Annotated in this window: 19 protein-coding genes; 9 read left to right on the top strand and 10 right to left on the bottom strand. The window is 69.1% G+C overall.

What is annotated here, in order from left to right; all coding sequences use genetic code 11:
- Nucleotides 1–22 precede the first annotated feature (22 nt).
- Both ACKN61_RS03815 and ACKN61_RS03810 read left to right on the top strand, forming a co-directional pair.
- Nucleotides 23–976 (top strand): dimethyl sulfoxide reductase anchor subunit family protein, encoded by a 954-nt coding sequence (locus tag ACKN61_RS03815; protein ID WP_408952389.1) that lies wholly within the window; start codon nt 23–25, stop codon nt 974–976.
- A 268-nt stretch (nt 977–1244) separates the two neighbouring features.
- Nucleotides 1245–1919 carry a DUF481 domain-containing protein gene (locus ACKN61_RS03810; RefSeq protein WP_408952388.1) on the top strand — a complete coding sequence of 225 codons (675 nt, stop codon included), beginning with the start codon at nt 1245–1247 and terminating at the stop codon, nt 1917–1919.
- Nucleotides 1920–3010: 1091 nt separating this feature from the next.
- On the opposite strand, the gene hemC is transcribed toward ACKN61_RS03810, so the two are convergent.
- From hemC to ACKN61_RS03785, 5 genes are all read right to left on the bottom strand, one after another.
- Nucleotides 3011–3946, bottom strand: coding sequence for a hydroxymethylbilane synthase (gene hemC / locus ACKN61_RS03805; protein WP_408953750.1), 936 nt, complete (start codon nt 3944–3946; stop codon nt 3011–3013).
- 708 nt (nt 3947–4654) lie between these two features.
- Nucleotides 4655–5392, bottom strand: a complete 738-nt coding sequence (locus tag ACKN61_RS03800) for a LytTR family DNA-binding domain-containing protein (protein ID WP_036148912.1) — start codon at nt 5390–5392, stop codon at nt 4655–4657.
- Nucleotides 5393–5409: 17 nt separating this feature from the next.
- A complete protein-coding gene (locus ACKN61_RS03795) occupies nt 5410–6465 on the bottom strand; it encodes a sensor histidine kinase (protein WP_408952387.1) in 1056 nt (351 codons plus the stop codon).
- Between the two features lie 13 nt (nt 6466–6478).
- The gene (locus ACKN61_RS03790) at nt 6479–7174 is read right to left on the bottom strand and encodes an alpha/beta hydrolase (protein ID WP_408952386.1); all 696 of its coding nucleotides are present in this window, start codon (nt 7172–7174) and stop codon (nt 6479–6481) included.
- A gap of 121 nt (nt 7175–7295) precedes the next feature.
- Nucleotides 7296–8297: a TonB family protein gene (locus tag ACKN61_RS03785; RefSeq protein WP_408952385.1), complete on the bottom strand. Its 1002-nt coding sequence runs from the start codon at nt 8295–8297 to the stop codon at nt 7296–7298.
- A gap of 297 nt (nt 8298–8594) precedes the next feature.
- Between ACKN61_RS03785 and ACKN61_RS03780 the strand changes: the two genes are divergently transcribed.
- The 5 genes from ACKN61_RS03780 to ACKN61_RS03760 all read left to right on the top strand — a co-directional run bounded on the left by ACKN61_RS03780 (nt 8595) and on the right by ACKN61_RS03760 (nt 15700).
- Nucleotides 8595–8978, top strand: coding sequence for a hypothetical protein (locus ACKN61_RS03780; RefSeq protein WP_408952384.1), 384 nt, complete (start codon nt 8595–8597; stop codon nt 8976–8978).
- Between the two features lie 124 nt (nt 8979–9102).
- The gene (locus ACKN61_RS03775) at nt 9103–10464 is read left to right on the top strand and encodes a TolC family protein (protein ID WP_408952383.1); all 1362 of its coding nucleotides are present in this window, start codon (nt 9103–9105) and stop codon (nt 10462–10464) included.
- Entirely contained in the window at nt 10461–11459 is a 999-nt protein-coding gene (locus tag ACKN61_RS03770; RefSeq protein WP_408952382.1) for an efflux RND transporter periplasmic adaptor subunit, read from the top strand. The genes ACKN61_RS03775 and ACKN61_RS03770 overlap by 4 nt, the downstream gene beginning before the upstream one ends.
- Nucleotides 11449–14718 (top strand): efflux RND transporter permease subunit, encoded by a 3270-nt coding sequence (locus tag ACKN61_RS03765; protein ID WP_408952381.1) that lies wholly within the window; start codon nt 11449–11451, stop codon nt 14716–14718. The genes ACKN61_RS03770 and ACKN61_RS03765 overlap by 11 nt, the downstream gene beginning before the upstream one ends.
- Before the next feature lie 94 nt (nt 14719–14812).
- Nucleotides 14813–15700: a cation diffusion facilitator family transporter gene (locus ACKN61_RS03760; protein WP_408952380.1), complete on the top strand. Its 888-nt coding sequence runs from the start codon at nt 14813–14815 to the stop codon at nt 15698–15700.
- A 138-nt stretch (nt 15701–15838) separates the two neighbouring features.
- Here the strand turns inward: ACKN61_RS03760 and ACKN61_RS03755 are convergent, their stop codons facing one another.
- From ACKN61_RS03755 to ACKN61_RS03745, 3 genes are all read right to left on the bottom strand, one after another.
- Nucleotides 15839–16408: a hypothetical protein gene (locus tag ACKN61_RS03755; protein ID WP_408952379.1), complete on the bottom strand. Its 570-nt coding sequence runs from the start codon at nt 16406–16408 to the stop codon at nt 15839–15841.
- A 10-nt stretch (nt 16409–16418) separates the two neighbouring features.
- Nucleotides 16419–18602 carry a molybdopterin cofactor-binding domain-containing protein gene (locus ACKN61_RS03750; protein WP_408952378.1) on the bottom strand — a complete coding sequence of 728 codons (2184 nt, stop codon included), beginning with the start codon at nt 18600–18602 and terminating at the stop codon, nt 16419–16421.
- A 63-nt stretch (nt 18603–18665) separates the two neighbouring features.
- Nucleotides 18666–19121 carry a (2Fe-2S)-binding protein gene (locus ACKN61_RS03745; protein ID WP_057916659.1) on the bottom strand — a complete coding sequence of 152 codons (456 nt, stop codon included), beginning with the start codon at nt 19119–19121 and terminating at the stop codon, nt 18666–18668.
- Nucleotides 19122–19429: 308 nt separating this feature from the next.
- Between ACKN61_RS03745 and ACKN61_RS03740 the strand changes: the two genes are divergently transcribed.
- On the top strand, nt 19430–20446 hold the full coding sequence (locus ACKN61_RS03740) for an XdhC family protein (RefSeq protein ID WP_408952377.1): 1017 nt from the start codon (nt 19430–19432) through the stop codon (nt 20444–20446).
- A 3-nt stretch (nt 20447–20449) separates the two neighbouring features.
- Complete coding sequence (locus ACKN61_RS03735) at nt 20450–21055, top strand: NTP transferase domain-containing protein (protein ID WP_408952376.1); 606 nt, start codon at nt 20450–20452, stop codon at nt 21053–21055.
- 1019 nt (nt 21056–22074) lie between these two features.
- Here ACKN61_RS03735 and ACKN61_RS03730 read toward each other — a convergent pair.
- Together ACKN61_RS03730 and ACKN61_RS03725 are read right to left on the bottom strand one after the other, a co-directional pair.
- Nucleotides 22075–22290: a hypothetical protein gene (locus tag ACKN61_RS03730; RefSeq protein WP_031372547.1), complete on the bottom strand. Its 216-nt coding sequence runs from the start codon at nt 22288–22290 to the stop codon at nt 22075–22077.
- 274 nt (nt 22291–22564) lie between these two features.
- Entirely contained in the window at nt 22565–23476 is a 912-nt protein-coding gene (locus ACKN61_RS03725) for a LysR family transcriptional regulator (RefSeq protein ID WP_408952375.1), read from the bottom strand.
- Nucleotides 23477–23505 lie beyond the last annotated feature (29 nt).

Here is a 23505-nt window from a genome sequence, read left to right as displayed (position 1 = left end):
TGCGGTTCCGGAGCCGTACCTGATGCATCCCGCGTTCTCCGTCATCTTCTTCACCACCTTGTCGGGCGCCGGCTACGGCCTGATGGCCTGGCTGGGCGCGGTCGTGCTGCTCCAGTTCGGCGGCGGCGCCGCAATGGGCGCGATGTCGCCGCGCATGCTCGCCGTCGCCCTGGCGCTGGCGCTGATCCTGGTCAGCGTCGGCCTGCTCAGCTCGACCCTGCATCTGGGCAAGCCGATGCGCGCCTGGCGTGCGTTTTCGCAATGGCGCAGCTCGTGGCTGTCGCGCGAAGGCGTCATGGCGGTGGCGACCTATGTGCCGGCGCTGGCCTTGTTGGCATGGGCGTTCGCGCCGAGTGCACACGCCGGAGTCGGCGCGATCTGGCCTGCTGGCGCCGCCATCGCCCTGCTCGTCGGCGCTGCGCTCACCGTGGTCTGCACGGCGATGATCTACGCCTCGCTGAAACCTATTCCGGCCTGGCGCCATCGGCTGGTGGTGCCGGCCTATCTCGCGTTCGCCCTGCTCGCCGGCGCCGCCCTGCTGGCGGCCTTGCCGGGCGCTTCCGGCATCGCCCGCCTCGCGAGCTTCGCGCTGATTCCGCTCGCGTTCGTGACCGCCGCGATCAAGCTCCGGTATTGGCGCGACATCGACCGCACCCCGCTTACGGTCACGCGCGGCGACGCCGTCGGCCTGCCGCAACGCGAACTCGACGTGTTCGAGCGACCGCACACCGAAGACAACTACCTGACCCGCGAGATGGGCTACGTGCTGGCGCGCAAACACGCGCGCAAGCTGCGCCGGATCGCGCTGGCCTTGTTCGCCGTCGCGCCGGTCGTGCTGAGCATGATCGCGCTGGCGCTGCCGGCGGTCGCCGCGATCGCGATGCCGCTCGCGGCCTTGTCGCTGCTGCTCGGCACCTTGGTCGAGCGCTGGCTGTTCTTCGCCGAGGCCCGGCATCTGGTGACGCTGTATTACTGAGTGCGCCCGCTGAGTGCGTTCGCCGGGATCGAGCCGAGCCATCGCCGGGCCCTGCATCGCGCGCGCCCTGACCCGCGGATCGACGCGCGACCGCTCGCCGCCGAGGTCCGCCGCGATTCTTCGCGACGCCCCGCCGGGCGGGGCTTTCATGGTCGTGGGGGGGGTTCGCCGACGGGTGAATCGAACCTATCTCGGCGTGTCCGCGGTCTCGTGTCTGTAACCGATTTCATGGCATCATCCCAGCCTCCTCCGGCCCCAAGCCAAGACGATGCTCGGTACGATCGGGCTCGCCCTCCTGGGCGCGCCCCTGGTGACATTGCCGACCCCCGCCTTCGGCGGCGACCCGACGCTGATCGCCATTGCGAGCGATCCGGCGCAGATGCGCCTGTACTGTTTTTCGACCCGCTGCGGCGACGAGGAATGGCGGCTGGCCACGTCCGGGCGCGCCAAGGGCCCGGAGATCGACCCGCTCGATCTGCCGCCGCTGCGCACCGTGCTGCTGCCCGGCTCGCAACGCCACGTCGGCGGCGTCAGGGCGCCGGCGACCTCGCGCACCAGCCGCGCCATGTACTCCAACGACTACCGCATCGGCACCCGCTACGGCGTGCAGGCCTTGCGCGACGGCCCGACCCAGGTCGGCCTGAGCTTCGGCGCCGGCTACCGACTCGCCCCGCTCCACGACGACGGCATCAACCGCCCCGGCACCGTGTTCCGCGGCGAAGTCAGCATCGGCCAGCGCATCGGCGACCGCGCGCGCTGGAGCCAGCGAGTGCAGTTCGAGAGCGGCCACGGCGACACCTTCGTCAAACAGTCGGTGCGCCTGGACGTGGATCTGTGGCCGTACTGGAAGCTCGAAACCGACTTCGCGATCCGTCACGATTCCAATGGCGGGGGCGGTAGCGAGAGTGCGGAAAGTTCCATCGAGTTGATTCGGCGGTTTTGATTCCGCTCGATCGAGCTTCGCGATCCGCGGCATTGAAAGATCCGCAGCATTGAAAGAAGCACCACAGCGCTTGCCCGCTAAAGCGGCCGGGTCGCTTACTTTTGGCCCGCTGTGGCGCCTGCTGTTGGCGGCGCGTCCGCTTTTGGATAGGAGCGGCGCGAGCCGCGACCGCGCTGCTTGTCGTCGCCCCGCTTTTTTTGCCGCAGAGCGGTGAAGCAAAATCTGAAGCTTCCGCCCGCTGGCGCGGCCGGGTTACTTTCTTTTGCTCCGCTGCGGCGCCGACAGGTTGGCGGTTCGTCTGCTTTTGGGTAGGAGCGGCGCAAGCCGCGACCGCGCTGCTTGCCACGTGGGCGTTTCTCACCTCAGAGCGGTGAAGCAAAATCTAGAGCTTCCGTCCGCTGACGCGGCCGGGTTACTTTCTTTTGCTGGCCCAAAAGAAAGCTAACCAAAGAAAAGGCCTTCCTTGACGAAGCTCCCCTGCGAGTTCGCAGCTGTCGCCGGGATTTTTCGATAAGACGTCCCTGTCTTATCGAAAAACGGCGCACGTCCTGTGCGCCGCCCTTTGGGTCTCCAGGTGTTCTCGCAAGTTCGTCGCTGCGCCAAGCTCTTCACAGCAACAGCAACAGCAATGGAAACAGCACCAGCAAAGTTGCCGCTGCCGTCAGGATTTTGTGGTTGCTGTGCGTCGCCTCGAACTAGCGAAGGCAACCGAAGACCCGGAGGGCGGCGCGCAGGGATGCGCGCCGTTTTTCATCGGGACAGGGATGTCCCGTATGAAAAATCCCTGCGTCGGCACCGCTCGTGCGGGCCTGTGATTCAAAGAAAAGCATTTTTCTTTGGTTACCTTTCTTTTGTTGCTTATGACAAAAGAAAGTAACCCGCCGCTTTAGTGGCGGAAGCTTTTGGCGTTTGATCTTGATCCCGGTCTAGCGGGAGCGATACACCGCGGGACCGAAGCAGCGCGGTCGCGGCTCGCGCCGCTCCTACCCCAAGGCAAAAACGATCGCACACGAAGGCGAAGGCTTGAACTGAGGGCGCGCAACTCAACGACAGCGTAGAACGCCTACGACCTTGGGCAGCCGAGGCCCGAATCAATCCGCGTCGATGTCCACCAGCGAATCGGCAATGAATTCGCCCGCTCCCTGCTCCAGCAAACGTTGCGCGACCTCGATGCCGAGGCAGTCCGGGGCGTCGCCGCGACCTTCGCCGTGGGCGCGCACGGCGCGGCCGTCGCTGGCCGAGCCGACCTGGCCGTCCAGGCGCAGGTGTTCGCCGTCCAGGCGAGCGTAGGCGGCCACCGGTACATGGCAGCTGCCATGCAGGGCGCGATTCATGGCGCGCTCGGCTTCGACGCAGGTGCGGGTGGCGGCGTGATCGAGCGCGGCGCAGAACGTGCGCGCGGCGACGTCGTCCTCGCGGCATTCGATCGCGATCGCGCCCTGCGCCGGCGCCGGCAGCCAATACGGCGACTCGAGGCGGGCGCGGATGCGCGCGTCGAAGCCGAGGCGCTGCAAGCCGGCGCAGGCCAGGACGATGGCGTCGTAGTCGCCGGCATCGAGCCGGGCCAGCCGGGTGTTGACGTTGCCGCGCAGGTCGAGCAATTGCAGATCCGGGCGCAAGGCGCGCAACTGCGCCTGCCGGCGCAACGACGAGGTGCCGACGCGGGCGCCGAGCGGAAGGCTGTCGATGCCGTCGTGGTGGTTGCTGACGAAGGCGTCGGCGTAGTCGGCGCGTTCGAGGATCGCCGGCAGGGCGAAACCCGGCTCCAACTCCATCGGCACGTCCTTGAGCGAGTGCACCGCGCAGTCGGCTTCGCCGCGCAGCATCGCCAGCTCCAGCTCCTTGAGGAACAGGCCCTTGCCGCCGATCGCGGCCAGCGAGCGGTCCAGCACTTCGTCGCCGCGAGTGCTCATCGGCACCAGGGTCACCTCGAGCCCCGGATGCGCGGCGCGCAGCCGGTCAGCGACATGCTCGCTCTGCCACAGGGCAAGCGGGCTCTTACGGGTGGCGATGCGCAGGGTCTTCATGCCGGCATTATCGCCGCTGGCGGGGGTCGGCATCAAAAGCCGCCAGGGCGGGCCACGGGGGCGGCATCGGTTGCGGAATCAGCAACGGATGGGGATCCGGGGGGAACGCAGTGGCGGCCAGTGACCGAAGGAAGGCCGCCCTATCCCAAGGCGCCACAGGCCGTTGCCGTTGCCGTTGCCGTTGCCGTTGCCGTTGCCGAGATTTTGATCTGCTTTGCCGCTTTACCGGTCAAGTGGAGACCCGGAGGGCGGCGCACAGGACGTGCGCCGTTTTTCGATAGGACAAGGATGTCCTATCGAAAAATCCCGGCGCGGGCATCGCACTCGTGGCCTGTGCCCTTGCAAGGAAAGCCCTTTTCTTTGGTTAGCTTTCTTTTGGGCCAGCAAAAGAAAGTAACCCGGCCGCGTTAGCGGGCGCAAGCTTTAGACCTTGATGTTGATTCACCGCTCTGCGGCAAGACACACCGCCACAGCAAGCAGCGCGGTCGCGGCTTATGACCGGAGGAAATCTAGTGGGACGCCGCTCCTACAGTGCATTACGGCCGGATGCGGCGCGAGATTGAGGCAGCGCGGTCGCGGCTCGCGCCGCTCCTACCCTTGGTTCGGCGAGCTCGGGACGAGTCGATCCCCTAATCCCCTAATCCCCTAATCCCTAATCCCTAATCCCCAATCCCGAATCCCAAATCCCAAATCCCAAATCCCAAAGCCTCACAAATGCTTGAGCGTCTCGCGCAGGGCCGCCACGCAGCGACGGCTGACTTCCAGCGGTTGTTTGCCATGACGCAACACGGCTTGTACGTGGCCTTCGGAGTCGCGCTTGAGTTCGACGATCTCGTGCCGCGCGACCAGGCAGTTGCGGTGGATGCGCACGAAGCGTTCGCCGAATTCGTCTTCCAGCGACTTCAGCGACTCCTCGATCAGGTCTTCGCCGCGCGCATGATGGACGATCACGTACTTCTCTTCGGCGTGCAGGTAATGCACGTCCTCGATCGGGATCAGGCGCAGGCTGCCGCGCAAGCGCGCGCACAGGTGGCTGCGGCTTTGCCCGGGCGCGGTCTCGGTGCCGCCGACATGGCGCTCGCGGCCGGCAGCGAAGGTGCGCACGCGTTCGAGCGCGGCGTCGAGGCGTTCGGCCCGCACCGGCTTGACCAGGTAGTCGATCGCCTCGGCCTCGAACGCCGACAAGGCGTGGGCGTCGTAGGCGGTGCAGAACACCACCGCCGGGCGCGGCTCGAACGCGGCCAGATGGCGCGCGGCTTCGAGGCCGTCGATGCCGGGCATGGCGATGTCGAGCAGGACCAGATCCGGCCGGTGCTCGGCGCAGGCGTGCAAGGCGTGCTGGCCGTCGGCCGCTTCGGCGACGACCTCGACGTCGTCGCGCTCGGCCAACAGGCTGCGCAAGCGCTCGCGCGCCAACGGTTCGTCATCCGCGATCACCACTCTCATGGCCGGCCTCGTCGCTTTCATCGGCTATGCGCCTCCACCCCGGTCGGCACGTGCAGTTCGCACAGATAGTAGCCTTCGTTCCAGCCCGCGGTCATCCGCACCGTCGGGCCATAGGCATAACGCAGGCGCTGGCCGATGCTGCTGTGGGCGTGGCGGGCCCCGCTGCGGCCGTCGGCCGGGGGCGGGGCCGGGTTGCGGATGCGCAGCAGCAGCTCGTCGGCGAGCTCGGTCAGCTCGATTTCGATCTCGCCGCCGCCCGGCAGCCGGGAGATGCCGTGCAGCACGGCGTTCTCGACCAGGGGCTGCAGGACCAGGCGCGGCAGCGGCATCCGCCACGGCAGCGGCTCGCGCTTGCGCCAGACCACCCGCAGGCGCTCGCCCAGGCGCAGTTGCTCGATCGCCAGGTAGCGCTCGGCCAGCTCGACCTCCTCGGCCAGGCTGGAGTCGGACTTGGACGCGCCCAGCGCGGCCCGGAACAGGTCCGACAGGTCCAGCACCGCGCGCTCGGCGACCACCGGGTCGCTGCGCACCAGGCCGGCGATGGTGTTCATGCTGTTGAAGAGGAAATGCGGCTTGATCCGCGCCTGCAGGGCATCGACCTCGGCGCGGGCGTTGGCGCGGACCTGGGCCTTCCAACTGTCGTTGACGTAGAGATAGCGCAGGACCACGCCGACGGCGAGGATCGCCACCGCCGCGGTACCGCCGACGAAGCGCTGGAACGAGATCCCCGGCGGCACCAGGCCGATGCCGGTGACGCTGTCGATGATGTGGGTGACCGCCGCGACCGCCGCGGCGATCGCCGCCGCCGTCGCGGTGGCGATGAAGCCGCCCACGCCGGGCGGCAAACGCGACAGTTGGCGCCGCGAGACGCACAGCAGCACCGAGATCGCCAGCGCCAGCCACAGCGCGAAGGCGCTCGAAGACACGAAGCGGCCGAGGTCCCAGCGGGTACCGTCGGGCGCCAGCGCCAACACGATCACGATCAGCTCGGCCATGCTCAGCATGACCACCAGCCGCGGCAAACGGCATAAGTCCGGCAGCCACGGTTCGTGTTCGCCGGCGGACTCGATCATGGTCAGAGCCGGCTCATGCCGTGGCGGCGAACCGTTGCGACATCCAGTCGCCGAGCGCGTCGATCTCTTCGGCGCAGACCTGATGCGCCATCGGATAGGCATGCCAGTCGACCTGGAAGCCCAGGCCGCGCAGGCTCGCCGCGGCGCGTTCGCCGCCGGCGTAGGGCACCATCGGGTCGTGTCGGCCGTGGGCCATGAAGGCCGGCTGGCTCGGCGCGACCGCAGTCGCCTCGGCGACCAGGCGCTCGGGCATCGGCAGATAGCTCGACAGGGCGATCAGCCCGCCCAGCGCCTGCTTGCGCCGCAATGCAGTGGCCAGGGTGATCGCGCCGCCCTGGGAAAAGCCGGCCAGCAGGATCCGCGAGGCCGGCACGCCGCGTTCGATCTCGCGCTCGATCAGCGCATCGACCTGCTGCACCGACTCGTCGACACCGGCTTCGTCGGCGCGCTGGGCCAGATCGCTGATGTCGCGGATGTCGTACCAGGCGCGCATGCGCGCGCCGTTGTTGATGGTGACCGCGCGCACCGGCGCGTGCGGGAACACGAAGCGCAGCGCCGGCCAGTCGCGGCGCAGCAGTTCGGGCACGATCGGGGCGAAGTCGTGGCCGTCGGCGCCCAGGCCGTGCAGCCACAGCACGCTCCAGGTCGGCGCCGGGCCGGTCTCGCGTTCGACGGTTTCGAGTAAGGCGGGGGGTGCGGAAGTCTCCATCGCCGCATTGTGGCGGCACAGCGCGCGGACCGCCAAGCTCCCGTCCCGGCGGACGTGTCCGCCGTCGCAATCGGTCGTCGCCGTCGGCCATGTAAAGGCCGGCCGCCCGCCGCCGCGGGCTTCAGCGCGAAGGCAGGCGGAAATTGAGGGTGCGGCGGGCCGTATGCGACTGGCCGCTGGCCTCGAAACGCAGGCGCGCCACGGCTGCCAGCGCGGCGGCGTCGAACACCCCGGCCGGTTCCGAGGACACCAGCCTGGGCGCGCCGACGCGGCCGTCGGGCAGGATCGTGAAGCTGATCTCGACGCTGCCCTCGATCTTGCGGTTCAAGGCCGGCAGCGGATAACGCGGGCTAGCATCGGCGAGCAGGCGCGGCATCGCCGGCGAGGCCTTCGCCGTCGTGGCCGGCAACGCTGCCGGGGTCGCGGCCGACGCCGCCACCGGTTGCGCCGTCGACGCGCTGCCGGTTTTCACGGCCGCGGCATCGGCGGCGAGCGCGCTGGCGGCCGCATCGGCCTTCATCGCCGCGTTCGCCAACGCCGTATTGGCGGTGCGCGCGGCCTCGCGACGCGCCGACAGCACGGTCGCCGCGTCGGTGCGCTCGGCCATCAGGCGTTCGGTTTCCTCGCGGGTCTTGCGCTCGCGGCTGGCCTCGGCGACACGCAGGCTTTCGCGCATGCGCGGCAAGGCCGGCGCCTGCGGGTCCATGCGCGCCAGCAAGTCCAGCAAACGGTGCGATTCGGCCAGGTCGTCGTCGAGCAAGGCCTGTTCGCCGGCGATCACCACATAGGGCTGCAACTCGTCGAGCGCACCGATCACGTCGATCTGGCCCGGCTCCTTGTCGCGCAAGGCCAGGTAATAGTCGACCGCGCTGTCGCCGGCCGGGGTGTGGATGCGCTGCTCGCGCAGGGCCTGGGTGGCGCGCGCGCGCAATCCTTCGATATCGAGTTCGTCCAGCGGCGCCGGCAACTCCAGCGCGGCATCGGCAACCGGCGCCGGGGACACGGCGCTGTGCGGAGCTTCGGAACCGCAACCGCCCAGGGCGACGCCCAGGGCCAGACCGGCGATCGCGCGCGCACCGGCTTTCGACCAACGACCGGCGGGAAACTCACACACCGGTTTCACAACAACCTTCACTGCCAAACCCCCTGTACCGCCACTACCGAATACGTGCGCAGACTAGGCAAACGATATGACGGCGCCGAGGCACCGCCATTGCCGATCCTGTCCGGACTGCTGTCTGGGTGTCCCTGCCCTCGGTTCCGCAGGTCCGTTGCGCGGCGCGATTATCGCCGCAATCGGGAGCAAGGGTGGAACCGCGGCAGAGCCGCGGCGGCCGGCATTCAGTGGCGATGCGCTACGGCCGCACATGAACGGCGGCGCGGGGCCTGAAATTGTATAGCGCGGTCGGCGGCTCCTAAGATGCCCGCCATGCCCGGCCCCTCCGCCATCGCGACCGCGTTCCGCTACCTCGTCTTCGGCGTGCTGATCGCCGTGATGCTGGTCAAGCCGACGCTGACCTTCGCGACCGAAATCGGCGAACTCGCCGGGCCGGTCGCGGCGCTGGCGCACGAGCATGCCGGCGCATCCGCCGGCGACAACGCCGCCCCGGACGGCGCCGACCCGGACGGCTGCGGCGACGCCCGCTGGCACCTGAGCCACTGCTGCGCCCTGCAAGCCGCGCTGCTGCCGCGCTTCGAGGTCGGCCTGCTCGCAGCCAGTGCCGCCGCCCCGGTGCCGGCCGTCTCGACCGCGTTCGTGCCGACCCCGACCGCGGTCCCGTTCCGCCCACCGATCTCCGCCTGATCCCGATGCCGGCCTGAGCCGGCCGCACGCGCGCGCCCTGCGGCGCCGCGTCGGCCTGCGCGGGTCTTCGTCGCCGTGCGCTGCGTTCGCGCCCGGCGTCTTTCGAGATTCAGGAGAACTCCCCATGCGTTTGCGTCCGGCGGCCTTGGCCGTCCTGACGGCCGCGCTGTGCTTTTCGGCACAGGCGCGGCCTCCCCTTGCCGCGGTTTCGAGCCTTTCCACTTCGGGCCCGTCCACCTCAAGCCCGTCCGCTTCCACCCCAACCGGGACCGCACGCGCGGCCTCGGTGTTCACCCTCGACGACGCCTTCGCGCGCATCGGCGACGCCCACCCCGACCTGCGTCTGTTCGGCAGCCAGCGTTCGGTGCTCGAAGCCGAGCGCGACCTCGCCGCGCAGCGTCCGGCCTGGGTCGCCGGCGCCGCGGTCGACAACGTCTTCGGCAGCGGCGCGGTCAGCGGCGTCAAGGGGGCCGAGATCACCCTCAGCCTGGCCTCGGTGTTCGAACGCGGCGGCAAGCTCGACGCGCGCCGCGCCTTCGCCCAGAGCCGCATCGATGCGCTCGCGGTCGATCGCCAAAGCCGCCGACTCGACCTGCTGGCCGAGACCGCGCGGCGTTATCTCGGCATCGTCGCCGCGCAACGCCGGATCGAACTGGCACAGTTCGACATCGGCCAGCGCAAGCGCACCGTCGCCGCCGCGCGCCAGCGCCTGGTCGCGGGCGCGTCGCCGGAGTCCGGCCTGCTGACCGCACAGGCCGCGCTGGCGCGCGCCGAACTCGATCGCGCGCGCAGCGAGCAAAGCCTGCTCGCCGCGCGCCAACACCTGGCCGCGCTGTGGGGCGAGCGCGACCCGGGTTTCGCCACCGTCGCCGGTGACCCGTATGCCTTGCCGAAGATCGAAGAAGCCACTGCCTTGGCAGGCTTGCTCGACCGCAGCCCCGAGCTGACCCGGTTCGTCGACGCGCGCCGCATCGGCGAAGCACGCGTGCGCCTGGCGCAGAGCCAGGCCAGCGCCGACATCGATTGGCAGATCGGCGTGCGCCGCCTGCAGGACGGCGGCGACACCGCGTTGATCGGCAGCGTGTCGATGCCGCTCGGCGCACGTGGCCGCGCCGAGCCCGGCATCCGCGGCGCCCAGGCCGAACTGGCCTTGCTCGAAACCGAGCGCGAAGCCAAGGGCTTGTCGCTGTATTCGACCCTGGTCGAAGCGCACGGCCGCTACCGGGTCGGCGCACTCGAAGTCGCACGGCTCAAGGACGAGGTCCTGCCGCGCATGAGCCGGGCCGAAAACGCCGCCGAGTACGCCTACCGCGCCGGCGCCATCAGCTACCTCGAACTGGCCCTGCTGCAGGCCGACAGCGTGGCCGTGCGCAAACAGCGCCTGGACACCGCGCTCGACGCGCAGTTGGCGCTGATCGAAATCCAGCGCCTCACCGGCGAATCCTTCCTCGCCCCACCGTCCGCCCCCGCAGGAGCCACCCCATGAAGCCCGAACTGTTGATCGCCGCGGGCCTGTTGGCTCTGACTTTGAGCGCCTGCGGCGGCTCCGCCGAAACCCCAGCGGCCAAAGCCGAGGGCACGCATGCCGACGAAGCCAGCGACGAGCACCGTCACGGCGAAGGCGAAGCCGGCCATGGCGAGAAAGGCGAGGCCGAAGAGGAAGCCGAAAGCACCACGATCCCGGCCGCGATCGCCCAGCGTTCCGGCATCGTCGTCGCCGCCGCCGGCCCCGGCACCATCGCCGACGAGCACGAAGTGCAAGGCCTGGTCACGCCGCTGGAAGGCCGCATCGCCAACATCACCGCGCGCTATCCCGGCCCGGTGCGTTCGCTGCGCGCCAACGTCGGCGACCGCGTCAAGGCCGGCCAGACTTTGGCCACGGTCGACAGCAACCTCAGCCTGACCACCTACGCCATCGCCTCGCCGATCACCGGCGTGGTGCTGGCGCGCAACGCCTCGGTCGGCGAAGTCGCGGTCGAAGGCACGACCCTGTTCGAGGTCGCCGACCTGTCGACCTTGTGGGTCGATCTGCATGTGTTCGGCGCCGACGCCTCGCATCTGCGCCCCGGCGTGCCGGTGACGGTGATGCGCATGGGCGAGGAACAAGGCGTGGAAACCACGCTCGACCGCATCCTGCCCGGCACCGCGACCGCGAGCCAGAGCACCGTCGCGCGCGCCTCCATCGCCAATGCCGACGGTCTGTGGCGGCCCGGTTCGGCGGTGCGCGCGCGCGTTACCGTCGAACAGCAGCCGGTATCGCTGGCGGTGCCGCTGACCGCGCTGCAACGCATGGACGAACGCGACGTGGTGTTCGTGCGCGAAGGCGAGCGCTATATCGCCAAACCCGTTCGGGTCGGGCGCCGCGACGCGCGGCGCATGGAAGTGCTGTCCGGCCTGCGCGCCGGCGAGCAGGTGGTGGTCGAGCAGAGCTTCCTGATCAAGGCCGACATCGAAAAATCGGGAGCTTCGCATGAGCACTGACACGACGACCGGGCCGGCCCCGGCGCGCTCGGGTCTGCTCGAACGCATCCTGGGTTTCGCCATCGGCCACCGTTGGCTGATGCTGGCGCTGACCGGCGCGCTGATCGCGATCGGCGTGTGGAGCTTCCGGCAACTGCCGATCGACGCCACCCCCGACATCACCAACGTGCAGGTGCAGATCAACACCCAGGCGCCGGGTTATTCGCCGCTGGAATCGGAACAGCGGGTGACCTTTCCGATCGAGACCGCGCTCGCCGGCCTGCCGAAACTCGACTACACCCGCTCGCTGTCGCGCTACGGCCTGTCGCAGGTGACCGTGGTGTTCAAGGACGGCACCGACCTGTACTTCGCCCGGCAACAGGTCGCCGAGCGCCTGCAGCAGGTGAAATCGCAGATCCCGGCCGGCCTGGAACCCGAACTCGGCCCGACCGCGACCGGCCTCGGCGAGATCTTCATGTACACCGTCGACGCCGAGCCGAAGGCGCGCAAGGCCGACGGCACGCCGTACAACGCCACCGACCTGCGCACCCTGCAGGACTGGGTGATCCGCCCGCAGTTGCGCAACACGCCCGGCGTCACCGAGGTCAACACCATCGGCGGCTACGCGCGGCAGATCCACATCACCCCGGACCCGGCGCGGCTGGTGGCCTTGAACCTGACCCAGCGCGACGTGGTCGCCGCGCTCGCCGCCAACAACCAGAACGTCGGCGCCGGCTACATCGAACGCAACGGCGAGCAGTTCCTGGTGCGCGTGCCGGGGCAGATCGTCGGCATCGAGGCGATCGGCGACATCGTTCTCGACCGCCGCGACGGCGTGCCGATCCGGGTGCGCGACGTCGCCACAGTCGGCGAAGGCCCCGAACTGCGCAGCGGCGCGGCCACCCAGAACGGCCACGAAGTCGTGCTCGGCACGGTGTTCATGCTGGTCGGCTCCAACAGCCGCGACGTCTCGCAGGCGGCGGCGGCGAAACTGCAACAAGCCAACGCCAGCCTGCCGAAGGGCGTCAGCGCCAACCCGGTCTACGACCGCACCTCGCTGGTCGACCGCACCATCGCCACGGTGTCGAAGAACCTGGTCGAAGGCGCGCTGCTGGTGGTGGTCGTGCTGTTCCTGCTGCTCGGCAATTTCCGCGCCGCCTTGATCACCGCACTGGTGATTCCGCTGGCGATGCTGTTCACCATCACCGGCATGGTCCGCGGCGGCGTGTCCGGCAATCTGATGAGCCTGGGCGCGCTCGACTTCGGCCTGATCGTCGACGGCGCGGTGATCATCATCGAGAACTGCCTGCGCCGTTTCGGCGAAGCCCAGCATGCGCTCGGCCGCGAGATGAGCGACGACGAACGCCACGACCTCACCGCCTCGGCCACCGCCGAAGTCATCCGCCCCAGCCTGTTCGGCCTGGGCATCATCGCCGCGGTCTACCTGCCGATTTTCGCGCTCAGCGGCATCGAAGGAAAAATGTTCCACCCGATGGCGATCACCGTGGTGTTGGCCTTGACCGGCGCGATGCTGCTGTCGCTGACCTTCGTTCCGGCTGCGGTCGCGACCTTCCTCGGCGGCAAGGTCGCCGAAAAGGAAAACCGCGCGATGGCCTGGCTGCGCCGCCGTTACGAGCCGGTGCTGGCCTGGGCCTTGCGCAGCCGTATGACGGTGTTGGCCGGCACCGCCGTGCTGGTGATCCTCAGCGGCGCGGTGGCGATGCGCATGGGCAGCGAGTTCGTGCCGAGCCTCGACGAAGGCGACGTCGCGGTGCAGGCCATGCGCATTCCCGGCACCAGCCTGACCCAGTCGGTGGCCATGCAGAAGACGATGGAGCAGGCGTTTTTAACGATGCCCGAAGTCGAACGGGTGTTCAGCAAGATCGGCACCGCCGAGGTCGCCAGCGACCCGATGCCGCCGTCGGTCGCCGATACCTTTCTGATGCTCAAGCCGCGCGAACGCTGGCCCGACCCGGGCAAGACCAAGGCCAAGCTGATGGAAGAAATCGAAGCGCTCGCGCGCACCCTGCCCGGCAACAATTTCGAGTTCACCCAGCCGATCCAGATGCGCATGAACGAGTTGATCTCGGGCGTGCGCGCCGACGTCGCGATCAAGGTCTACGGCGACGATCTGCAGCAACTGCTCAAGATCGCCCGGCAGATCGAAGCGGTGGCCAAGCAGGTGCCCGGCGCCGCCGACGTCAAGGCCGAGCAGGTCACCGGCCTGCCGATGCTCAGCGTCGAACCCGACCGCCGCTCGCTGGCCGTGTACGGGCTCAATCCGGCCGCGGTGCAGGACACCGTGGCGACCGCGGTCGGCGGCGAAGTCGCCGGGCAGTTGTTCGAAGGCGACCGCCGCTTCGACCTGGTCGTGCGCCTGCCCGAACGCCTGCGCCAGGACACTGCGGCGCTAGCCGACCTGCCGGTGCCCTTGCCCGCGCGCAGCGAAGGCGACCGCGACGAATCCAGCCGCGACGCCACCTGGAGTTCGGGTGCGCCGCGCACGGTGCCGTTGCGCGAAGTGGCTAAGCTCAATTCGATCCTCGGCCCGAACCAGATCAACCGCGAAAACGGCAAACGCCGCATCGTGGTGACCGCGAACGTGCGCGACCGCGACCTCGGCGGTTTCGTCACCGAGCTGCGGCAGAAACTCGATGCCCAGGTGAAGGTACCCGAGGGTTACTGGATCGATTACGGCGGCACCTTCGAGCAACTGATCTCGGCCAGCCAACGCCTGGCAGTGGTGGTGCCGGTGACCCTGGTGCTGATCTTCGCCCTGCTGTTCATGGCCTTCGGCTCGGCCAAGGATGCCGCCATCGTCTTCAGCGGCGTGCCGCTGGCGTTGACCGGCGGCGTGATCGCGCTGGCCCTGCGCGGCATTCCATTGTCGATCTCGGCCGGGGTGGGCTTCATCGCCCTGTCCGGCGTGGCCGTGCTCAATGGGCTGGTGATGATCGCCTTCATCCGCAAGCTGCGCGAACAAGGCGACCCACTCGACGACGCCATCGTCGACGGCGCCCTGGGCCGCTTGCGGCCGGTGCTGATGACCGCGCTGGTGGCTTCGTTGGGCTTCATCCCGATGGCCTTCAACGTCGGGGCCGGCTCGGAAGTGCAGCGGCCGCTGGCGACGGTGGTGATCGGCGGTATCGTCTCCTCGACCCTGCTGACCCTGCTGGTGCTGCCGGTGCTGTACCGCTGGCTGCACCGCAACGACGCCGGCGAGCGCAAGCTCGATCCGCCACCGGCGCCGGCCGCGGCCGAGCCCTCGCCTGCCCACTGACGCGGCAGCATGGCGGGTCGCGTTCGCGCGGCCCGCCTCGATCCTGGGCATCGCCCGCGGGCGATCCGCTTACGACGCAAACAGGGAGATCGATATGAGCAGCGGACACGACCACGGCAGCACCACGATCCGCCACGAGCGTCCCCTGTGGTGGGCGCTCGGCTTGACTGGCGGTTTCCTGATCGCCGAAGTCGTCGGCGCCTTCCTCACCAACAGCCTGGCGCTGTTGTCGGACGCCGCGCATATGGGCACCGACACCCTCGCGCTGATGATCGCGTTGACCGCGGTGCGGCTGAGCCGCAAGCCGGCGGATGCGAAACGCAGCTACGGCTACGCGCGCATGGAAGCGATGGGCGCGATGGCGAACGGCCTGATGCTGTTCGCGGTCGCCGCGTACATCCTGTGGGAAGCGGCCGGGCGCTTCAGCGAACCGCCGCAGATCGCGACCACCGGCATGTTGGCGATCGCCGCGCTCGGCCTGATCGTCAACCTGGTCGCGATGCGCCTGCTCAAGGCCGGCAGCGGCGAAAGCCTCAACATGAAAGGCGCCTACCTCGAGGTGTGGAGCGACATGCTCGGCTCGGTCGCGGTGATCGCCGGCGCCATCGTCATCCGCTTCACCGGCTGGACCGTGGTCGACCCGATCCTGGCCGTGTTGATCGGCCTGTGGGTGCTACCGCGCACCTGGACCCTGCTGCGCGAGGCCGGCAACGTGCTCATGGAAGGCGTGCCGGGCGGCATCGACCTCGCCGCGGTGCGCACGGTGCTGCTACAGGCACCCGGCGTCGGCGACGTCCACGATCTGCACGTGTGGTCGCTGGGGTCGAGCACTCCGGCGATGACCGCGCACCTGGTCGTCGACGCAGGCGTCGACGCCGATGCCTTGCGCGGCGAACTGGTACGGCAGCTCGACGAGCGCTTCGGCATCGAGCACTGCACCTTGCAGATCGAGAGCGTGGCTTGCGATCCACCCAGTCACTGAAGACCGCTTCAAGGGTAGGAGCGGCGCAAGCCGCGACCTCCCAGTTGGGACGTAAGCGCGGTTTCGCGGTCGCGGCTCGCGCCGCTTCTACTTCTACCCCTCAAGATCAGCCGCATCGACACGATGATTCGCGACCGGCTACGACGCCGGGCACGGCCCGCCCGCGTCGGCCCAGGTCTTGAACTTGGCGACGAACTCCGGGTGCGGCACCGACACCGGCTTGCGTTCGCCGCCCGGCGCCCAGCCCCACAGCACCAGCTTGTCTTCGCTGACGTGCTTGATCAGCGCGGCGAAATCGCGTCCGCCGTTGCTCTTCTTGTCCTTGATCATCTCGCACAGCTTCGGCGCCGGCAGCCCGATCCAGGCCATCTTGTGATCCGGCGGCGGCAGTTGCCAATGCGGCGCGCCCGGCGGTGCATTGGGGCCATAGCTCGCCGGCAGGTTGGCTTCGCCGTGGCAGGTCGAGCACGGCAGGCCGGCCGCGCCCTTGCCTTCGGGGCCGCGCACCACGCCCATCGCATGCGGCAGGCCGGCATCGAATTGCAGCGGCTGGTCGCCGGGGATATGGCAGTTCTGGCAACGCGGATGCTGGAACACCTGCTGCACGGTCGCGAACGCGGCGATGCCCTGCTCGCGTTGCTCCGGGGTGACCTTCGGGCCGCAAGCGGTCGCGGCGAGGGCCGCGATGGCGATGATCAATGCACGCATCGTCGTCTCCTCAGGCCGGCAACTGCAGCGGCAGTTCGCGCAGCCGCTGTTGATTGAGTGCGAACACCGCGTTGGCCACGGCCGCCGCGACCGGCGCGGTGCCGGGCTCGCCGGCGCCGCCCATCTTCTCGGTGCTCGGCACGATGTGCACTTCGATCTGCGGCGCCTCGTCCAGGCGCAGCACGCGGTAATCGTGATAGTTCGACTCCTGCACCCGTCCGTCCTTGAAAGTCAGCTGGCTGTACAGCGCCGCGCCGAGGCCGAAGTTGATGCCCGATTCCATCTGCGCGCGCACACCGTCGGGATTGACCGCCAGGCCGCAGTCGATCGCGCAGACGAAACGGTGCACGCGGATGGCGTGCCCCCCGCCCGGCTTGGGCTCGACCGAGACTTCGGCGACCTGGGCGATATAGCTGCCGAAGGATTCGTGCACCGCGACGCCGCGCGCGCGACCTGCCGGCAGGGCCGTGCCCCAGCCGGCCTTGTCGGCGACCAGGTCCAGCGCCGCCAGATGGCGCGGATGTTCCTTGAGCAGCGAGCGGCGGTATTCGACCGGGTCCTTGCCCGCGGCATGGGCCAGCTCGTCGATCAGGCTCTCCATGACGAAGGCGTTGTAGCTGTGGCCGACCGAGCGCCACCACAGCACCGGGATGCCGGTGCTCGGCGAATGCAGGTCGACGCGGTAGTCGGCGACGCCCTTGAGGTACGGCGAATCGGCGACGCCCTCGACCGAGGTCGCGTCGATGCCGTTCTTTATCATCGCCCCGGCGAACGGCGTGCCGGCGATGATCGACTGCCCGACCAGCACGTGCTGCCACGCCACCGGGATGCCCTGCGCATCGATACCGATGCGCGCGTGCTGCAGATACATCGGCCGGTAATAGCCGCCGCGCACGTCGTCCTCGCGCGACCACACGGTCTTGACCGGTTTGCCGGCGGCCTTGGCGACGTGCACCGCTTCGGTGACGAAATCCGCGGTCGGGGTGGCGCGGCGGCCGAAGCCGCCACCGAGGAACATGGTGTGGATCTGCACCTGATCGGGCTTGAGGCCGGTGATCTTGGCCGCGACCTGCTGGTCGACGGTCTGGAACTGGGTGCCGGTCCAGATCTCGCAACGGTCGGCCTCGATCTTGACCGTGCAGTTCAGCGGCTCCATCGGCGCATGCGCCAGATAGGGCACGTTGTACTCGGCCTCGATGGTCTTGGCGGCCTTGGCCAGCCCCCCCTTGACGTCGCCGGCCTGCGCGGCGATGTCGCCTTCGGTGGCGGCGAGTTTGCGGAAGTCTTCGCGTAGCTTCGTCGTGTCCAGGCCCGCGTTCGGGCCGAGGTCCCAATCGATGACGAGCGCATCGCGGCCCTGTTTGGCCGCCCAGTAGTGATCGGCGATCACCGCCACGCCGCTCGGCACCTGCAGCACGTCGCGTACGCCGGGCACAGCCTTGGCCGGCGCCGCATCGAAGGACTTGACCGTGCCGCCGAACACCGGCGCACGCGCGACCACCGCGGTCAACAAGCCGTCGAACTGCACGTCCATGCCGAACTTCGCCTTACCGGTGATTTTCTCCGGCGAGTCCAGGCGCTTGGTCGGCTTGCCGATGATCTTCCAGTCCTTGGCCTCCTTGAGCGTCTGCGGCGCGGTCGGCGCCGGCAGCTTGGCCGCGTCGGCGGCGAGCTCGCCGTAACGCGCACGCTTGTCGCCGGCGATGGCTACGCCATTCTCGGTGCGGACCTGATCGGCCGGCACCCCGAAGCGTTGCGCCGCGGCCGCCACCAACAAGGCGCGCGCGGTCGCGCCGGCCTGGCGATAGCGATCGAATTCCGACCAGGTGCTGGTCGAGCCGCCGGTCATCTGCATGCCGAAGGCGGTGTGCGCATACGCCGGCGCGGCGGGCGCGTGTTCGACCTTGATCTTCGACCAGTCGGCGTCGAGTTCTTCGGCGATCAACATCGCCAGGCCGGTCCACACGCCCTGCCCCATCTCCGAATGCGAGATCAACACCGTCACGGTGTCGTCGTCGCCCACGCGCAGGAAGGCGTTGGGTACGAAACCGCTCGATACCGCCGCGGCCGCGGCCGGATCGGCGTGGGCGAAGCGCTTGGCGCCGGGCACCACGAAGCCGACCACCAGGCCGCCGCCGATCAGCGCGCTGGTCTTGAGGAACTGGCGCCGCGACGGCGCCGGTACGGTATTCACATCGACCTCCTAAAGCGCCCAAGGTGCCGGCGCTGCGAGCATGACGTCGTGGGGATGACGCGATCAGGCCTTGCCGATTTCGGCCGCGCGCTTCACCGCCGCGCGGATGCGCGGATAGGTGCCGCAACGGCAGATGTTTCCGGACAGGGCCTGGTCGATGTCGGTGTCGGTCGGCTTGGGGATCTGGGTCAACAAGGCAGCCGCCGACATGATCTGGCCGGACTGGCAGTAACCGCACTGGACCACGTCGATCTCGGCCCAGGCGCGTTGCACCGGATGGCTGCCGTCCTGCGACAGGCCTTCGATGGTAGTGATCTGTTTGCCTTCGACGCTGGCGACCGGGGTCACGCAGGCGCGTCGCGGCGCACCGTCGACATGGACCGTGCAGGCACCGCACTGTGCGATGCCGCAACCGAACTTGGTACCGGTCAGGTGCATCAGGTCGCGCAGCACCCACAGCAGGGGCATGTCCGGTGGCGCGGCAACCTCGTGTTCGGTGCCGTTGACAAGAAGCTTCATGGTTCCCTCGCGGCGGCTGGGGTCGTCCGAGCCTACTCCTCAAAATTGGCCGCCGCCAGATCGCCTTCGATACCAAGATGAAGCGCCGAAACAGGGCGCTTGCCGGATTCTCCGAGTCTTGGTGCGCATGTTGCGCCCCAAGTCCGCGCCGCGCTGGCGAGCGATGCGACACGTCACAGCATTTTCGTGCGCCGGCCTCGATCGCGGCTTGCCCAAAACTGCCGCCTCCGGCCGGCGTGATGCACCGCAACGCCGCCGATGCCGCTAACGCTCTAGACTCGAAACTTCTCCTCCCTGGGGCGTATCGCATGGCCGACTCGCCGGACCCCACGTTCCCGAAGCGCAGCGCGCCCGGCGGTCCGCGCGCGGTGCTCGAGGCCAGCGCCGCCGCGGCCGCGCGCGGCGATCCGGCCGCCTTGGCGGTCGTGCTCGAAACCGAAGGCTCGACCTATGTACGCCCGGGCGCGATGGCCTTGTTCGGTGCGCGCGACGGCCAGGTCGGCTGGCTCAGCGGCGGCTGCATCGAGCCGGACATCGAACTGCGCGCGCGCGACGCCGCGCAGTCGCAGGGCATCGAGTGGATGGACATCGACACCCGCAGCGACGAAGACCTGTTCGCCGGCTCCGCGGTCGGTTGCCGCGGCCGCCTGCGCCTGGCGCTGTTGCCGCTGTCGGCGTTGCGCGAATGGCCGGCCTTGATCGACGAGTGGCGGCGCGGCCACGGCGACCTGCACCTCGACCTGCGCAGCCACGGCGCCCTTGCCGCCTCGGTCGGCGACGAACGCATGCGCTGGACCCTCGCGGTCAACACGCCGCCGTGGTCGTCGGCCGCGACCGCGCAATGGGACCTCGACGTCCCCGCGCCACCGTCGGTGCTGGTGTTCGGCGCCGGCCCGGAAACCCCGACCCTGCTGCCGCTGCTGCGCACCCTGGGCTGGATGACCACCCTGGTCGAGCGGCGCTCGCGATGGAGTGCGGCCGGCGCGCTCGCCGACCACGCCATCGAACGCAGCCCCGCGCAGGCCTTGGCGACCGCGCGCCCGCACGATGCGGCGCTGGTGATGCACCACCATTTCGATCTCGACCGCGAGGCGCTCGAACACCTGGCCGAAAGCGCCAACGGCCAGCAGATCGGTTTCGTCGGCCTGCTCGGCCCGGTGCGGCGGCGCGAAGACCTGTTCCGCGTGCTGCCGGCCTCGGCGCAAACCTCACTGGCGCCGCGCCTGCATTCGCCGATCGGGCTCAAGCTCGGCGGCGAAGGCCCGGAAGCGATCGCGCTGAGCATCGCCGCGCAGTTGCAGACCCATCGCCACGGCGCCCCCTGAGCGATGAGGCATGTCGCCGTGGTGTTGGCCGCCGGCGCGAGCCGCCGCCTGGGACAGCCCAAGCAGGGGCTGCGTCGCGACGGCGAGACCATGCTGCACCGTGCCGCAGGTTTGGCGATCTCGACCGGAGCGCAACGCGTCCTGATCGTGCTCGGCGCGCGCAGCGGCGCGATGGCCGCCTTGGTCGCCGATCTGGCGGTCGAATGCATCGACAACGACGCCTGGGAAGAAGGCCTCGCCAGCAGCCTGCGCGCCGCCGCGCGCGCGCTGGGCGATTTCGCTATCGAGACGCCGGTGCTGGTGCTCGGCTGCGATCAACCGGCGCTGGAGGCAGGGCATCTGCAGGCCTTGCTCGAGGGCGCCGCGCGAGCCGCCTCCGGCTGCGCCGCGACCGCACATGGCGATGCCCTCGGCATCCCGGCGGTGATCGCCGCCGCGGTCTGGCGCGAGGCCGAACAACTGCACGGCGACCGCGGCTTCGGCGCGGTGCTCAAGCGCCTGCCCGTCGAGACGGTCTGGCGGCTGCGCGCCCCGGAGCTGGAACACGACCTCGACACCCCCGCGGATCTGATCGCCGCAACAGCGCGGGGTTGGATCGATGCGCCGTAGGGAAAGCAGAAGCCAAGCCCGGCGGTTGCGCCCAAACGGCACGCGGATCTCACCGGAGAACCTGTAGGAGCTGCGTAAGCTGCGACCGCGAAGCCGCAGCGACAACGCAACCGGACAGAATGCGGTCGCGGCTCACGCCGCTCCTACCCAAGAGCGCGGACGAATCTCACCGGAGCCCCTGTAGAAGCTGCGTAAGCTGCGACCGCGAAGCCGCAGCGACGACGCAACCGGACAGAATGCGGTCGCGGCTCGCGCCGCTCCTACCCAAGAGCGCGGACGAATCTCACCGGAGCCCCTGTAGGAGCTGCGCAAGCTGCGACCGCGAAGCCGCAGCGACAACGCAACCGGACAGAATGCGGTCGCGGCTCACGCCGCTCCTACCCAAGAGCGCGGACGAATCTCACCGGAGCCCCTGTAGAAGCTGCGTAAGCTGCGACCGCGAAGCCGCAGCGACGACGCAACCGGACAGAATGCGGTCGCGGCTCGCGCCGCTCCTACCCAAGAGCGCGGACGAATCTCACCGGAGCCCCCTGTAGGAGCTGCGCAAGCTGCGACCGCGAAGCCGCAGCGACGACGCAAGCGGACAGGACGCGGTCGCGGCTCGCGCTGCTCCTACCCAAGAGCGCGGACGAATCTCATCGGAGCCTCTGTAGGAGCTGCGCAAGCTGCGACCGCGAAGCCGCAGCGACGACGCAAGCGGACAGGACGCGGTCGCGGCTCGCGCCGCTCCTACCCAAGAGCGCGGACGAATCTCACCGGAGCCCCCTGTAGGAGCTGCGCAAGCTGCGACCGCGAAGCCGCAGCGACGACGCAAGCGGACAGGACGCGGTCGCGGCTCGCGCTGCTCCTACCCAAGAGCGCGACAAATTCGGCCATGGGGCCTTGCGCGAGCCGCATCGAGGAGGCCTGAGCCGAGCCGGCGGACGCATTCGCTCGGCGCCCGCGTTGCGGACGCAAGGAGGCCCGCGCCGCCCGGCCAGACTCCCTGTCAGCCGGGCGGCGCAAACCGCACGTCGGCCCTAGGGAACCAACGTGCCAAACACGGGCTGCGAATCGGCATCGTAGATACGCAGCCACAGCCCCTTCGGGGCGTGCGCGGCGTATCTCCTGGCCTGCGGCAGTACTGCGCGCAACGCCGCTTCGGCGCTGCGGTATTCCTGCGCGATCTCTGCAATCGCTACCGCCAGCGCACTGTCGTCGCTGCCATCACGCTGCTTCAGTTCGACGCGAAACATGATTCATCCTTGTAAAAGTTCAGCCGGCGCGGTGGGGGGAAGTTCGCCTTAGGGCGAATCTGTATCCGGATGCCGTCGGAGCAATCAAAAGATGCGTCTTGCGTGAACAGTAAACCGTCGTCGGAACACCCCTAAGCGTGTAGGATTTTTCCTAATGTGATGTGCGTTCAGTCACAGGTTTCAAAAGTAACTGTGGACTTTTTGTGCCGGACGATCCGGGCGGACCGGCTTCACGGAAGCGGGTGCGAGCATCCGCCTCCGCCCGTCCACGGGCCTATGCGGTGGCCGTCCGGCCATCCAGCATCGGCTGCAAGCGGGCCAATCCTTCGCGCATGGCCTCGCTGAACACCCGGATGCGCTCGGTGCGGCGCAGGTCCGGGTGGCTCAGCAACCACAGGTACGCGGCCAGGCCCTCCAGCGGCTCGCCCACCCTCGCCAGGCGGCGATCGGCGTCGCCGAGGAAACAAGGCAAGACCGCCAGGCCGATGCCGTGCGCGGCCGCGTCGCGCAGGGCCAACAGGCTGTTGGCGCGCAGCACCGCGCGTTCGTCGTAACGCTGTCGGTGCAGCCATTGCGCCATGCCGATGTGCGCCAGGCTGTCGTCGGGCACGACCCAGTCGCAACCGGCCAGGGCCTCGGGGCCGGCGCCGCGCGGCAGCCGCAGCGTACGCGGCCGGTACACCGCCGCGGCCAGACGCGCGACTTTGCGCCCGATCAGGCCTTCCGGCGGTTTGCTGCCGGGGCGCAGGGCGACGTCGGCCTCGCGCCGGCTGAGGTCGCGCACGGCATTGTCGGCGACCAGCTCCAGCACGATGCCCGGGTGCTCGCGGCGGAATTTCGTCAGCAGCGGCGGCAACAGGCCGTACAGCACCGGCTCGACCGTGGTCACGCGGATACGGCCGCTGAGGCGTGCATCCAGCCCGGCCAGGCGCCGCTCGGTCGCGGCGATGCGCGTTTCGATCTCGGCCGCCACGGCGATCACTTCCTCGCCGGTCGGCGTCGGCGTGTAACCGTCGCGGGCGCGTTCGAACAAACGCGTGCCGAGCGCTCGCTCGATCGCGTTGATGCGCCGGAACACGGTCGGATGACTGACCGCCAAGCGCTTGGCCGCACCGTTCAGCGAGCCGGCGCGGCCGACTGCGAGGATGAAGCGGTAGTCGTCCCAGCCCAGGGATTGTTCATTCATGCAATCTCGATTTGCATCCGTGGCGGAAT

Origin of the sequence: Lysobacter sp. Hz25, from assembly GCF_046097045.1 — a bacterium.
In the GTDB taxonomy this organism is placed as follows: domain Bacteria; phylum Pseudomonadota; class Gammaproteobacteria; order Xanthomonadales; family Xanthomonadaceae; genus Lysobacter; species Lysobacter antibioticus_B.
Note: the sequence above shows the minus strand (reverse complement) of the source record. Positions and strands in the feature narration are given on the sequence as shown.

What these genes read in the sequence shown, in the direction of transcription:
- ACKN61_RS03815 (WP_408952389.1), top strand. Translation starts at nt 23, where the DNA reads ATGCATCCCGCGTTCTCCGTCATCTTCTTCACCACCTTGTCGGGCGCC.
- ACKN61_RS03810 (WP_408952388.1), top strand. Translation starts at nt 1,245, where the DNA reads ATGCTCGGTACGATCGGGCTCGCCCTCCTGGGCGCGCCCCTGGTGACA.
- hemC (WP_408953750.1), bottom strand. Translation starts at nt 3,946, where the DNA reads ATGAAGACCCTGCGCATCGCCACCCGTAAGAGCCCGCTTGCCCTGTGG.
- ACKN61_RS03800 (WP_036148912.1), bottom strand. Translation starts at nt 5,392, where the DNA reads ATGAGAGTGGTGATCGCGGATGACGAACCGTTGGCGCGCGAGCGCTTG.
- ACKN61_RS03795 (WP_408952387.1), bottom strand. Translation starts at nt 6,465, where the DNA reads ATGATCGAGTCCGCCGGCGAACACGAACCGTGGCTGCCGGACTTATGC.
- ACKN61_RS03790 (WP_408952386.1), bottom strand. Translation starts at nt 7,174, where the DNA reads ATGGAGACTTCCGCACCCCCCGCCTTACTCGAAACCGTCGAACGCGAG.
- ACKN61_RS03780 (WP_408952384.1), top strand. Translation starts at nt 8,595, where the DNA reads ATGCCCGCCATGCCCGGCCCCTCCGCCATCGCGACCGCGTTCCGCTAC.
- ACKN61_RS03775 (WP_408952383.1), top strand. Translation starts at nt 9,103, where the DNA reads ATGCGTTTGCGTCCGGCGGCCTTGGCCGTCCTGACGGCCGCGCTGTGC.
- ACKN61_RS03770 (WP_408952382.1), top strand. Translation starts at nt 10,461, where the DNA reads ATGAAGCCCGAACTGTTGATCGCCGCGGGCCTGTTGGCTCTGACTTTG.
- ACKN61_RS03765 (WP_408952381.1), top strand. Translation starts at nt 11,449, where the DNA reads ATGAGCACTGACACGACGACCGGGCCGGCCCCGGCGCGCTCGGGTCTG.
- ACKN61_RS03760 (WP_408952380.1), top strand. Translation starts at nt 14,813, where the DNA reads ATGAGCAGCGGACACGACCACGGCAGCACCACGATCCGCCACGAGCGT.
- ACKN61_RS03755 (WP_408952379.1), bottom strand. Translation starts at nt 16,408, where the DNA reads ATGCGTGCATTGATCATCGCCATCGCGGCCCTCGCCGCGACCGCTTGC.
- ACKN61_RS03745 (WP_057916659.1), bottom strand. Translation starts at nt 19,121, where the DNA reads ATGAAGCTTCTTGTCAACGGCACCGAACACGAGGTTGCCGCGCCACCG.
- ACKN61_RS03740 (WP_408952377.1), top strand. Translation starts at nt 19,430, where the DNA reads ATGGCCGACTCGCCGGACCCCACGTTCCCGAAGCGCAGCGCGCCCGGC.
- ACKN61_RS03735 (WP_408952376.1), top strand. Translation starts at nt 20,450, where the DNA reads ATGAGGCATGTCGCCGTGGTGTTGGCCGCCGGCGCGAGCCGCCGCCTG.
- ACKN61_RS03730 (WP_031372547.1), bottom strand. Translation starts at nt 22,290, where the DNA reads ATGTTTCGCGTCGAACTGAAGCAGCGTGATGGCAGCGACGACAGTGCG.
- ACKN61_RS03725 (WP_408952375.1), bottom strand. Translation starts at nt 23,476, where the DNA reads ATGAATGAACAATCCCTGGGCTGGGACGACTACCGCTTCATCCTCGCA.